This window comes from Sanguibacter sp. Leaf3 (assembly GCF_001425965.1).
GTDB lineage: Bacteria > Actinomycetota > Actinomycetes > Actinomycetales > Cellulomonadaceae > Sanguibacter > Sanguibacter inulinus.
This window is the reverse complement of record NZ_LMRH01000001.1, coordinates 1,251,355-1,264,468: the sequence shown is the minus strand read 5'-3', so window position 1 is coordinate 1,264,468 and position 13,114 is coordinate 1,251,355. Positions and strand designations below refer to the sequence as shown.

Below are 13,114 nucleotides of genomic sequence, written 5' to 3'. Positions count from 1 at the left end.
TGGGTCGCGCGCGGGCAGCTGTGCCGCCCGCGCGCGACCTGTCGTGCTGGTTGTGCTGGTCTTACGTGGTGCTGGACATTCTGGACATGCTGGTCGTGCGTGGTGCTGGTCTGGCTCAGGTCGTGCTCAGCGCAGGTCGAGGTCTTCCGGACCGCTCGGCACCACGTCGAGACGTGATCCCGGGATGGCTCCGAGCAGCTCGCGCGTGTACTCCTCGCGCGGGCTGTCGAAGACCTCGTCGGTCGTCGCGGACTCGATGATGCGACCGTTCTTCATGACGCACACCTGGTCGGCGATCTGGCGGACCACCGCGAGGTCGTGCGTGATGAACAGGTAGCTCAGGTCGAGCTCGGACTGCAGGTCGTTGAGCAGCTCGAGGACCTGCGCCTGGACGAGCACGTCGAGGGCCGAGACGGCCTCGTCGCACACGATGACCTCCGGGCGCAGGGCGAGGGCACGCGCGATCGCGATGCGCTGACGCTGCCCTCCCGAGAGCTCGTTGGGGAAGCGGCGCATCGTCGACTGCGGCAGGGCCACCATGTCGAGGACCTCACGGACCCGCGCCTCGCGCTCCTTCTTGCTGCCGACCTTGTGGATGCGCAGCGGCTCTTCGATGGTGCGGAAGATCGAGTACATCGGGTCGAGCGAGCCGTAGGGGTTCTGGAAGATCGGCTGCACCCGGCGACGGAAGTCGAACAGCTCCGAGGAGCCGAGCGTCGACAGGTCCACGCCGTCGAAGTAGATCTTGCCCTCGGTCGGGTCGAGCAGGTTGAGCATGATGTTCGCGACGGTGGACTTGCCGGAGCCCGACTCCCCCACGAGCGCGACTGTCGTGCCCTTCTTGATCGAGAACGACACGTCGTCCACGGCCTTGAAGTCCTGGTGCTTGCCGGACCCACGGATCTGGAACACCTTGGTGAGGTTCTCGACCACCACGACGTCGTCGCGGCTGCTGCTGACACCGTCACCAGCGGTCGCGGCAAGGAGGTCCTGAGACTGCTCGCCGCGTGCCTTGGCCGACTGGATGCGACGCGAGGCGAGCGACGGGGCCGCCGCCACGAGGCGCTGGGTGTACGGGTGCTGCGGGTTGGCGAGGATCTCCCGCGACGGGCCGGACTCGACGACACGCCCGCGGTACATGACCACGAGGTGCTCGGCCCGCTCGGCCGCGAGGCCGAGGTCGTGGGTGATGAACAGGACCGCTGTGCCGAGCTCGCGCGTGAGTCCCTCGAGGTGGTCGAGGATCGTCCGCTGCACGGTGACGTCGAGCGCCGACGTGGGCTCGTCCGCGATGAGCAGCTTCGGCCGCGAGGCCAGGCCGATCGCGATGAGCGCGCGCTGGCGCATGCCACCCGAGAACTCGTGCGGGTACTGCTTGGCGCGGCGGACCGCGTCCGGCAGACCAGCCTCGGCGAGCAGACCGGCGACGCGGTCGTCGACGTTCGCCGTCGTGGTCTCGGCCTCGACGACCGAGCGCGCCGAGGCGAGCCCGACCTCTTCGAGGATGCTCACGGCCGCGGCCTTGGTCGTGGACCCCACGACGATCCGCTGGTCGGCCGTGGCGACAGCAGCCTCGACGGCTGGGCCGTCGACGCCGGGCTGCTCGGTGAGCGAGGTGCGCAGCACCCCGAGCAGCGAGGCCTTGCCCTTGCGCCCGATGAGCAGGTCACCACCGGTGACACCGCCCTCGGACGAGCCGATCGCCTCGGCGAGACCCTTGCGGGTGCCGCGGGAGACGTCGATGTTGTTGGCGGCCAGCGCCTCCTTGACCTGGAAGCCGATGCTCCAGACAGGGTTGAGGTTCGACATCGGGTCCTGAGGGACCAGGCCGATCTGGTCGCCGCGCATCGCGACGATCTCCTTCTTCGAGGCCGTGGTGATCTCGCGGCCGTCGAAGCGGATCGAGCCGCCCGTGACCTTGCCGGTCCCGGGGAGCAGGCTGATGATCGCGTGCGCCGTCGTGGACTTGCCCGAGCCGGACTCGCCGACGATCGCGACGGACTGGCCGGGGTAGATCGTGAGGTTGGCGCCGCGGACCGCGGGCACCTCCCCGTTGATGGTCGTGAACGTGACGTCGAGGTCACGGATCTCCAGGAGGGGCTCCTGGCCTGCTGTCGCGCTCATCGCTTCCGCGCCTTCGGGTCGAGGGCGTCACGCACGGCGTCGCCCATCATGATGAAGCTGAGGACCGTGAGGGCGAGCGCTACCGAGGGGTAGAGCAGCACGCTCGGGTTGGTCCGCAGCGACGACTGCGCGGTCGCGATGTCGTGGCCCCAGGACAGGACGTTCTGAGGCAGGCCCAGACCGAGGAACGACAGGGTCGCCTCGGCGACGATGAAGGTGCCGAGGGAGACCGTGGCGACGACGATGATCGGCGCAGCCGCGTTCGGGATCACGTGGCGTCCGAGGATGCTCAGGCGCGAGGCGCCGAGGGCCTTGGAGGCCGTCACGTAGTCGTTGTTCTTGACGCTCATGACAGCACCGCGGGTGATGCGGGCGACCTGGGGCCAGCCGAAGACCGTGAGGACCGCGACGACGTTGAGGACCGTGCGGCCCTCGGAGAAGACCTGGCCGAGGACGATCGCGGCGAGCACGAGCGGGATCGCGAAGAAGATGTCCGTGATCCTCGACAGGATCGTGTCGAACCAGCGGCCGTAGAAGCCCGCGAGGGCCCCCATGAGGCCACCGAGGAGCACGACGCCGATGGTCGTCAGGACACCGACGGACACCGACGCGCGTGCACCGTAGATGACACGGGAGTAGACGTCGCAGCCCTGGCGGTCGAAGCCGAAGGGGTGACCGGACTGGGGGTTGCCCAGGGAGTTGCGGAGCTCGCAGAAGCGCGGGTCGACCGACGTGAAAAGGCCGGGGAACAGCGCGACGAGGAGGACCGCGAGGATGAGCGCGGCGGACACCCAGAAGAGCACGCGGTGGCGCAGGTCGCGCCAGGCGTCGCGCCACAGGCTCGAGGCCGGTGCGCTCTCGTCGACCTTGTCGACGACGGCCACGGGGGTCTGCGAGACGTCGGCGACGAAGTGGGTCTGGCCGGGGCGGGGGGTGCTCGCCGTGGCGTCCTCGGAGGGCCGGCTGTGAGCCGGCGTGGTGCCATCAGGCATAACGGATCCTTGGGTCCAGGACTGCGTAGAGCAGGTCGACGAGCAGGTTCGCGATGATGTAGACGACCACGAGGATCGTCACGAAGGTGACGACTGTGGACGGCTCGCCGCGGATGATGGCCTGGTACAAGGTCCCACCCACACCTGCGATGTTGAAGATGCCCTCGGTGACGATGGCGCCGCCCATGAGCGCGCCGAGGTCGGCCCCGAGGAAGGTGATCACGGGGATGAGGGAGTTGCGCAGCACGTGCACGTTGACGACGCGCCCGCGAGACAGGCCCTTGGCCGTCGCGGTGCGGACGTAGTCGGCCGAGAGGTTCTCGGCGACCGAGGTCCGGGTCAGTCGCAGCACGTACGCGAAGGAGACGGCGCCGAGCACGATCGCGGGCATGAGCAAGGACTTCAGGCTCACGTCTCCGCCGACCGTGGGTGGCAGCCAGCCGGCCTTCACGCCGATGAAGAACTGCAGCACAAAACCGATGACGAAGGTCGGCACGGCGATGACCACGAGGCTGACGAGCAGCACTGTGCCGTCGAAGATCCCGCCCTTGCGCAGACCGGCGATGAAACCGATGCCGACGCCGAGCACGGCCTCGATGACCAGGGCCATGAGCGCGAGCTTGATGGTGACCGGGAAGGCCCGGGCGACCACGTCGAAGATCGGCTGGCCCGAGAACGAGTTCCCGAGGTCGAAGGTGAAGATGCCCTTGAGGAAGAGCAGGTACTGGACGATGAGTGGCTTGTCCAGGTTGAACTGCGACCGGATCTGGTCGGCGACTGCAGGCGAGAGCCCGCGGTCTCCGCCGAGCGCCTGGATCGGGTCACCCGGGAGCGCGAAGACCATGAGGTAGATGAGCAGCGTTGCGCCGATGAACACCGGGATCATCTGCAACAGCCTGCGTCCGATATATCGGACCATGGAGCCAATCCTTCCTGCGGGCGGGCAGCTCCTTCGTGAGGAGCGCGCCCGCCACTGTACTGGACGTCGTGTCAGGCGTCAGACACGACGCAGGTGGGGTGGAGGACCGTCTGGCCCTCCACCCCACCTGGTGCACGGTGTGCGGTACTACGGGTCTGGCGTCAGTGAGATGTCACCACTGGCTGATCTCGTCAGCCTGTGCCCACAGCTCCTTCGCCTTCTCCGGGTTGTAGACGAGCGCGTCGACACCGGCGAGGGTGTCGCTCCAGCCGTCGATCACCGGGGAGGTGAAGTCGGCGGCGGGGGTGCGGGTGCCCTCGAAGATGGTGTCGGTGATCGCCTCGCGGTCGATGGCCATCGAGATGGCCTGACGGCGGAGCTTGCCCTCTTCACCCTCGAAGTGCTCGAGGTTCTGGGCGATGGTGAAGGACTGGAACACGGCGGCGGGCTGGTTGACCGCACGGTCGCCGAGGTCGTCCTGGAACGTGCCGAACGCGCTGTCGGGGATGCCGTCGAACACGTCGAGGTTGTTGGCCAGGAGGTCGTTGTACGCCGAGTCGAAGGAGTCGTAGAACACGAAGCTCACACCGGTGTTGGCGGGGGTGCGCGGGCCCGAGTAGTCGGGGTTCACGACGAGGTCGACGGCCTCGTTGTGGCGCCATGCACCGTTCATCATGTACGGCCCGTTGCCGATCGGCGCCTCGCCGAAGGCAGCCATGTCCGCGTACGCGGCGGACGGCAGCGGCAGGTACGCGCTGTAGCCCAGGCGGAGCGGGAAGTCGGCCTCAGGCTGGTTGAGCTTGACCGTGAAGGTGGTGTCGTCGACGACCGCGAGGCCGGTGAGCGGCGAGTCGGCGTCGGCCGAGTAGCCCTCGATGCCCTCGAAGAAGTACGAGGAGAGCTGGGCGTTGCTGAGCAGCGCGCCGTAGTTCCACGCGTCGACGAAGGACTTCGCGGTGACGGCCTCACCGTTGGTGAAGGTCGTGCCGCCCTTGATCTTGATGGTCCAGGTCTGCTGGTCGTCGCTCGTGATCGACTCGGCGAGCTCGTTGACCGGCGCACCCGACTCGTCGTAGGACACGAGGCCCTGGAAGAGCGCGTCGATGATGCGACCGCCGCCGACCTCGTTGGTGTTGGTCGGGACGAGCGGGTTCTGGGGCTCGGTGCCGTTGGCACGGACGGGGGTGCCGTCCTCCTTCGTCACGGCGTAGTACAGCGGGACGCTGTTCCAGCCGAAGGCGACGTTGTCGACGGCCTCGGAGGAGCCACCGGTGACGTTGGCGTACCACAGCGGGATCGCGGGGAGGTCGGCGAGGAGGATCTCCTGAGCCTGGTCGAAGAAGCCGTTGGCCTCGTCGATGCTCTTCGCGCCCTGACCCTGCGTCAGCAGGTCGTCGAACTCGGGGTTCGAGTACTCGCCGTCGTTCGAGCCGGCACCGGTGCCGTAGAGCGGGCCGAGGAAGTTGTAGAGGCTGGGGTAGTCAGCCTGCCACCCGGTGCGGAACGCGCCGGTCATCTTGCGCTCGGTGACGTCGGTGCGGAGCTCGGCGAAGGTCGCGTACGGCTTGCCCTCCGCCTCGATGCCCAGCGTGTTCTTGATGCTGTTCGCCGTGGCGTCGACCCAGGCCTGGTGGCCACCGTCAGCGTTGTAGGCGATGGTGAAGACGTTGTCCGAGGTGGACCCCGAACCCTCTCCGCTGCCGCCGTTGTCGTCGCTGCCGCACGCCGAGAGGGCGAGCACGCTGGCAGCCGTGACGGCTGCGACAGCGCTGAGCTTCCTGATCTTCAATGTTCCTCCTGGAAGGACTGGGGGCCCCCGCACCGGGTGCGTCCCGCTCGAGGGGCCCGGGAAAGATCCGGGCGCGCGAGAGGGAGAGAGACCGTCGTATGTAGAGGAAACTATCGGCTCTCCGGGGCACCTCTGACCATCGGGGGGTTCAGGGTGGTGATCGTTACCGAAGTGATACTGGTCAGTAACACTGGAGACACAGTGTTCACATGCTGGACATGCGACGAGAAGATCGTTGCGATCATTGACCTGTCAGCCCCTCTGAACTGGGACGTTAGCGCACGTACATCGGGCGTCCGACCGCCTGCGAGCACGGTCCGAGATCACCCTCGTCGGCGTGGTCCCGCCGCAGCAGGCCGTCGGCGCTCCCCCGGTTGCGGTCGGCCGCGACGTGCGGCAGAGGTCCCGGCGGCACCAGACGCACGAGAGGCGCCCACCCGTTCCAGCCGGGTGGGCGCCTCTGCGTGAGCCGTGCGCAGGTTCTGCAGACCTCTCAGGTGCGCAGCTCGGTGACCTCGTCGCCCAGCTGGGCGAGCAGGGCGTGGCGTGCGTCGCGGCGACGACGCTGCTCCCCGGGCTCGGGGACCGGCGCTGCGGCGAGCAGGCGACGCGTGTACTCCTGCGTCGGGTTGAGGAGCACCTCTTCCCGGGTGCCCTGCTCGACGATCTTGCCGTCCTGCAGCACGACCACGCGGTGCGCGAGCATGTCGATGACCGCGAGGTCGTGCGAGACGAAGACGCAGCCGAAGCGGTAGCGCTCCTGGAGGGCCGTGAACATCGCCAGGACGCTCGCCTGGACCGAGACGTCCAGGGCCGAGGTGGGCTCGTCAGCGACGAGCAGCTCAGGGTCGAGCGTGAGGGCGCGGGCGATGCTCACGCGCTGGCGCTGACCGCCGGAGAGCTCGTGCGGGTACCGGTTGATGACGTCGCGGGGCAGCTCGACGGCGTCGAGGAGCTCGTAGACCTTGGCGAGCCTGGACTTCTTGTCGCCGATCTTGTGGACCACGAGGGGCTCGGCGATGCAGTCACCGATCGGGAAGCGCGGGTTGAGCGACGAGGCCGGGTCCTGGAACACGACACCGATCCGCTTGCGGAGCGCCTTGGACTGCTTGTGGTTCATCGCAGCGAAGCTCGTGCCGAAGATCGACACGGAGCCGCTGACCGCCGGGATGAGCCCGAGGGCGCAGCGCGCGATCGTCGACTTGCCCGAGCCCGACTCCCCCACGAGCCCGACGATCTCGCCCGAGCCGACGGTGAAGGTCACGTCGTCGACAGCGCGGAAGGGCGTCTTGCCCACGCGCTGGTACTCGATGACGAGGTTCTTCAGCTCGAGCGCCGGCTTGTCGCCCTCGGGGGCCTCGGCCACCTCGGTGACGACGGTGCCGAGCTGACCCGGCCCGGACCCGAGGTGCGGGACCGAGGCGAGCAGCTTCTTGGTGTAGTCGTGCTGCGGGTGGTTGAGCACCTCGTCGGCCGTGCCGGTCTCGACGATGGTGCCCTTGAGCATCACGGCCACCCGGTCGGCCATGTCTGCCACGACACCCATGTTGTGGGTGATGAGCAGGATGCCGGTGTTGAGCTTGTCCTTGAGCGAGCGCAGCAGGTCGAGGATGTCGGCCTGGACCGTGACGTCGAGGGCCGTGGTCGGCTCGTCGGCGATGATCACCTTCGGGTCGCAGCTGATGGCCATCGCGATGACCACACGCTGACGCTGCCCGCCTGAGAGCTCGTGCGGGTACTGCTTGACGCGGCGCTCGGGCTCCGGGATGCCGACCATGCGCAGCAGCTCGACGGCGCGGGCCACGGCCTGCTTGCCGTAGGCGATGCCGTGCAGCTCGAGGGCCTCGGTGAGCTGCGTGCCGATGGTGAGCACGGGGTTGAGCGCTGTCATGGGCTCCTGGAAGACCATGGCCACGTCGTTGCCGCGCATGCGGCGCAGCCCCTTGTCGTCGAGCTCGCCGACGACGGTGTCGCCGACAGTGATGCGCCCACCGACGCGAGCGTTCTTCGGGAGCAGACCGAGCGCCGTCATCGAGGTGACGGACTTTCCCGAGCCGGACTCGCCGACGAGCGCGAGGACCTCGCCCGGCTGGACCGCCAGGGAGATTCCCTTGACGGCGTGGACCGTGCCGAACTCGGTGCCGAACTTGACGTCGAGGTCGGTGAAGGACAGGACTGCTGTGCTGTCCGCTGGAGCGGGAGTCGTGGTGCTCATCAGTCCTTGTTCCTGTTCTGACGGGGGTCGAAGGCGTCACGGAGGCCGTCACCGATGAAGTTCACGGTGAGCGCGATGGCCAGGATGAACAGACCGGGGAACCAGAAGAGCCACGGTCGGTTGGTGAACGCGTTCTGGTAGTCGCTGATGAGCAGCCCGAGCGAGACGTCGGGCGGCTTGACCCCGAAGCCGAGGAAGCTCAGCGCGGTCTCGAGCAGGATCGCCGAGGCGATCGACAGGGTTGCCGAGACGATGATGACGCCGATCGTGTTCGGCAGGATGTGCTTGACGACGATCCGGGCCGAACCCGTGCCGATGGCCCGGGCCGAGGCGACGAACTCGCGCTCACGGAGCGAGAGGACCTCTCCGCGGACGAGCCTGGCGAGGCCGGTCCAGGTGACGAGGCCGAGCATGATCGCGAGCCCGAACACACCCCACGAGGACGCGATCTGTCCGAGCACCGCAGCCAGGACCAGGAGCGGGATGACGATGACAAGGTCGGTGAGACGCATGAGGAGTGTCTCGAGCCAGCCGCGGAAGTACCCCGCGAGACCGCCGATGACGGTCCCGAGGATGGTCGCGAGGATCCCGACGGTGAAGGCGACGATGAGCGAGACCTGCGTCCCCTTCATCACGAGGGCGAAGTAGTCCTTGCCCGTCGAGTCCTGCCCGAAGGGGTGCTCGCCGAGCGTGAACGGGAAGGAGTAGGTCGGGCGTCCGCCGTTGATGACGTCCGCGGCCTTGGTGTAGTCCTTGCCCCACCAGCCGGGGATCGGGCCGATGCCGATCGAGGTGAAGGCGAGCAGCGTGATGAGCACCAGGATGACGAGGGAGACCATCGCGCCCTTGTGGCGCAGGAACCGACGCACGACGAGCTGGCCCTGGCTGTAGGACTTCTGCTCGGTCTTCGACGGGCCGGGCGCGTCGTGCATGTGGGACGCGACCGGGTCGATGCCGCCGTCTGCTGGAGTCGGGATGCGCTCCGGGTTCACGGGCTTGTTGGGGTCAGTCATTGCGCTCTCCGGGAGTCATGGAGCCGGTCGCAGGCAGGGTGGAGACGGTCGTGCTGGTCATGGCCGTCACCTCCTGATCCGCGGGTCGAGGGCCGCGTACGCAAGGTCGGCGACGAGGTTCATGACGATCGCCGCGGTGCCCGTCACGAGGAAGAAAGCCATGACAGGGGCCGGGTCGACGTTGGACAGGCCGGTCTGGAACAGCTCACCCATGCCCTTCCAGCCGAAGACCTTCTCGGTGATGACGGCGCCGCCGATGAGACCTGCGAAGTCGAAGGCCACGATGGTCGTGATCGGGATGAGCGCGTTGCGGAAGGCGTGCTTGACGATGACCACCCGCTCGGAGAGCCCCTTGGACCGTGCTGTGCGGACGTAGTCCTGGTTCATCACCTCGAGCATCGAGGAGCGCGTGTAGCGGGTGTACGACGCGACCGAGATGAGGGTGAGGACGATGGTCGGCAGGATGAGCTGCGTCCCCTGGTCGAGGAACGTGTCCCAGAACGACCCCACGAGGTTGGGGGTCTCGGAGCCGATGGTCGAGATCGGGCGCGGCTTGAGCTTGAGCAGGCCGCTCCAGTTCGAGATCGCGTGGTCGGCGATCGTGAGGATGCCCATCATCACGGCTGTCGAGATCGAGACCGTCATCGCGAGACGACGCGACTCTCCGCCCCAGAACCAGCCGACGGCTGCGCCCACCACGACGGTGACAAGACCGAGGACCGCGATGATCCCCCACGAGGGGTCTTCGAGGATCGGCATGGTGACGAAGTAGCTGACGAGGCCCGCACCGACGGTGGTGAGACCCGCGTAGAGCACCCGGCGGTTGCTGAGCCCGACGATCAGGACCGTGAGGCCGACCGCGAAGGCCGCCGCGACGAGGACGACCACGCCGACGCCGAGGGCCGGGCGGCGGAACCACTCGACTGCGCTGAAGTAGAACATCGCGGCCGCGACGAAGACGATCGCGGTGCCTGCGGTCAGCAGGCGCCGCTTGCGGTCACCACCGAGGATCCCCTGCAGCGCGAAGCCTATGACCAGCGCGGTGATGATGATCTGCACGGGTGAGAAGGTCGGTTCGACGATCCAGTCGTTGAACCTGATCGCGCCGTACTCCTTGAGCAGGACCGCGACCCAGAACACGGGGAGGGAGTAGAAGAGGAAGGCCATGAAGGTCACGACGTAGTCGAAGCCCGAGTACTGGCGGATGGCCGTCATGATCCCGACGAGCACACCGATGATGATCGCGAGCACCGTTGCGAGGATCACGAGTCGGAGGGTCGAGGCGACGGCGTTGCCGAGGAGGGCTGTGACGTCTGTGCCGGAACGGTTGGTCCCGAGGTCGCAGTTGAGCGTGAAGCACTTGGACACACCGCGGAGCCAGTCCCAGTACCGCGCGTACCAGGGCTCGTCGAGCCCCATGAACGAGGTGCGCTGCTGGATGAGGTACTCGCGGTTCTTCGCGTTGCTCTCGCGGAGGTCCTTGAGGGGGTCTCCCGAGTTGATCACCAGGACGTAGAGCAACAGTGAGCCGCCGAGCAGGACGAGGAGTGACTGTCCTAGTCGACGCAGGATGAACTTGGTCACGAACTAACCCTTCAAGTTCCATTGGGAGCGGTGACCTGGGCGCGCGCACCGCACGCGTCGAGCCACAAAACTCCTTCATAGTGCCATGACCGAGAGGCTTCTGGCTCACAAAAAGCTGGGGTGGAGGCGGTGAGCCCCCACCCCAGCCGGTGCGGTGGTCAGGCGCTCGTAGCGCCTGACCACCGGGACCTCACCGAGGTCAGGTCCCTGTGGTGCTGCGGTCTCAGGACGCGCGGACCCACTGCTCGGCGTTCCACGCGACGGTGTTCTGCGTCGCCGTGCGGCGGACGTTCGAGAGCGTCGAGTCGAAGGCGCTCACACCGGGGTGCGCGAAGACCGGGATGCCGTACAGGTTGTCCCAGAGCAGCTTCTCGATGGTCTGGATCTGGGTGAACTGCTCGTCCTCGTCGAGGGTGGTCGCGAGGGCCTCCCACGCTGCGTCGACCTCGGCGTTGGAGAACCCGCCGTAGTTCTGAGCGCCTGTCGAGGAGTAGATGTTCTGACCCGAGACGATCTGGCCCGATCCGGCCCAGGCGAAGAGGGCGACCTCGTAGTCACCGCGCTCGAGCGTGCCGCCGGGTGCGAAGAAGTCCTCGTTGCCCGCGTCGGTCACGTTGAAGCCGGCCTCGTCGCAGCTGGACTTGATGAGGGCGACCTGCTCGGTGCGGCGCTGGTTCGGAGCGGAGTAGCCGATGCGGACGTCGATCGGTCCGGTCACGCCGGCCTCTTCGATCTTGGCCTTGGCACCGTCGATGTCGACCTCGTCGTAGCGACCGTCGTAGGAGGTCTCGAGGAGCTCGGAGTAGCGCTCCTGGAACGGGAAGACCTCGCGGGCGTTCATGACGACAGCCTCAGGGTCGACAGGCTTGACCAGGTTGTCGACGATCTGCTGGCGCGGCACGCACATGGCGAAGGCCTCACGGAGCGCGAGGTTGTCGGCGAAGACACCGTTGTTGAAGTTGAAGTCCAGGTGCTCCCACGTGAGGGACTGCCCGGTCTCGAGGGTGACGGAGTCGCCGATGCCCTCGAGCTGGGCGACGGTGTCGACCGTGGCCTGCGGCTCGATGACGTTGAGGTCACCGTTCTGCAGGGCCTGCACCATGGCCTCAGGGGCCACGAAGCGGTAGACGAGCGTCTTGGTCGCGGGCGGGGTACCCCAGTAGTTCTCGTTGGCCTCGAGGGTGATCGACTCGCCCGCGGTCCAGGAGGACAGCTTGTACGGGCCGGAGGACGGACGGATCGCCTCGTCGGGCAGCTCGCCCGGCGTCGGGGAGAGCCATCCGGTGTTCCAGAACTCGGCCACGGGGCGGAGCGTCTCGACGTCCTTGGCCTTGATGGCCTCGACGAGCTGCTCGACCGTGAGGCCACCCTGCTCGGCGGCGATGTGCGCGGGGAAGGCGCTGGTCACCTGGAGCTGGTAGTCGGGGTACGGGCTCTCGTAGTCGTACGTGAAGGTCTTGCCGCCGATCTCACCCTGCGGGCCCTCGAGCACGCGGCCGCCGAACTCGAGGCCGGAGACGCTGTTGAACAGCGGGACGGGGTTGCCCTCGTCGTCGACGCCGTCCGTCATGGACTGGGCGGCCCAGTCGAGGAGGTAGTCCTCGTACGCGATGGGCGTGCCGTCAGACCAGACCGCCGCGTCGTTGAGGGTGTACTCGACCGACATCGGGTCTTCGGACGTCAGCTTGAAGGTGCCGTAGTCCTCGTCCTGGTAGATGGCGCCGTCGGTGCCGAAGTACATGAAGCTGCCGAAGATGCGGTCGTTGACCACAGAGTTGTAGGTCGAGTACGTCTCCGGCGTGTTGCCGTTGTACCCGAGCCACTCCTCACCACCGAGGCTGTAGGAGATCGAGTCGTCAGCCGTGACGACCTCGCCGAGGTCTTCCTTGCCGGTGCTGGTCGGCTCGGCAGAGCCACCGGTGCTCGACGACGACGCGCTGGGGGCGTCGTCAGAGTCGTCGGACGACGTGCAGCCGGCGAGCACGAGAGCGCCCGTGGCCAGCATCGCGACCGTGGCGTGAGTGCGCCTGATCTTCAATGTTCCTCCTCGAAGGATGCGAGATACCCGTGGGCCTGCGACACGTCTCACCCCTGCCGGGACGACCGGGGGGATGCGGCTGGTCTGGGGATCGTGTGTACGAGAAAGTTACCTACGTGATGTCGACCACTCGAACGAATCTCACCCATAAAGGCTGATCGTTACCGAGTTGATACTGCTCGGTAACATTGGTCATCTGCCGTTCACAATGTGGACCGTGGACGCTGTGCACGTTGGTATCTCAACGTTTTCAGAGACACTGAACCGGGACCCAAGCACCACTACAGCCCTCACGAGCGTTCCCGCATGCCTTTTTAAGGTGACAAGAGCGCTGAAATCGTGTCAACCGCGCGAGACGACACGATCTGGTCATTGCTCACCCGTCGACGACGCCGCTCCTCGCACCCCCGATCTGCAGGGTCGTCCTACGTCCTCCACAC

The 13,114-nt window shown here is 67.1% G+C and carries 8 protein-coding genes; all 8 read right to left on the bottom strand.

What is annotated here, in order from left to right; genetic code table 11:
• Positions 1 to 126: 126 nt before the first annotated feature.
• Positions 127 to 2,124 carry a dipeptide ABC transporter ATP-binding protein gene (locus ASG53_RS05430; protein WP_056129462.1) on the bottom strand — a complete coding sequence of 666 codons (1,998 nt, stop codon included), beginning with the start codon at positions 2,122 to 2,124 and terminating at the stop codon, positions 127 to 129.
• Entirely contained in the window at positions 2,121 to 3,116 is a 996-nt protein-coding gene (locus ASG53_RS05425) for an ABC transporter permease (protein ID WP_056129459.1), read from the bottom strand. The genes ASG53_RS05430 and ASG53_RS05425 overlap by 4 nt, the downstream gene beginning before the upstream one ends.
• Complete coding sequence (locus tag ASG53_RS05420; RefSeq protein ID WP_056129458.1) at positions 3,109 to 4,035, bottom strand: ABC transporter permease; 927 nt, start codon at positions 4,033 to 4,035, stop codon at positions 3,109 to 3,111. Before ASG53_RS05420 ends, ASG53_RS05425 begins: the two co-directional genes overlap by 8 nt.
• A gap of 172 nt (positions 4,036 to 4,207) precedes the next feature.
• Positions 4,208 to 5,824 (bottom strand): ABC transporter substrate-binding protein, encoded by a 1,617-nt coding sequence (locus ASG53_RS05415; protein WP_056129453.1) that lies wholly within the window; start codon positions 5,822 to 5,824, stop codon positions 4,208 to 4,210.
• A gap of 493 nt (positions 5,825 to 6,317) precedes the next feature.
• Entirely contained in the window at positions 6,318 to 8,039 is a 1,722-nt protein-coding gene (locus tag ASG53_RS05410) for an ABC transporter ATP-binding protein (RefSeq protein WP_056129450.1), read from the bottom strand.
• The gene (locus ASG53_RS05405) at positions 8,039 to 9,052 is read right to left on the bottom strand and encodes an ABC transporter permease (RefSeq protein WP_056129447.1); all 1,014 of its coding nucleotides are present in this window, start codon (positions 9,050 to 9,052) and stop codon (positions 8,039 to 8,041) included. Before ASG53_RS05405 ends, ASG53_RS05410 begins: the two co-directional genes overlap by 1 nt.
• A gap of 66 nt (positions 9,053 to 9,118) precedes the next feature.
• The gene (locus ASG53_RS05400; protein ID WP_056129445.1) at positions 9,119 to 10,636 is read right to left on the bottom strand and encodes an ABC transporter permease; all 1,518 of its coding nucleotides are present in this window, start codon (positions 10,634 to 10,636) and stop codon (positions 9,119 to 9,121) included.
• A gap of 223 nt (positions 10,637 to 10,859) precedes the next feature.
• Positions 10,860 to 12,674, bottom strand: a complete 1,815-nt coding sequence (locus tag ASG53_RS05395) for an ABC transporter family substrate-binding protein (RefSeq protein WP_056129441.1) — start codon at positions 12,672 to 12,674, stop codon at positions 10,860 to 10,862.
• Between the last annotated feature and the right edge of the window lie 440 nt (positions 12,675 to 13,114).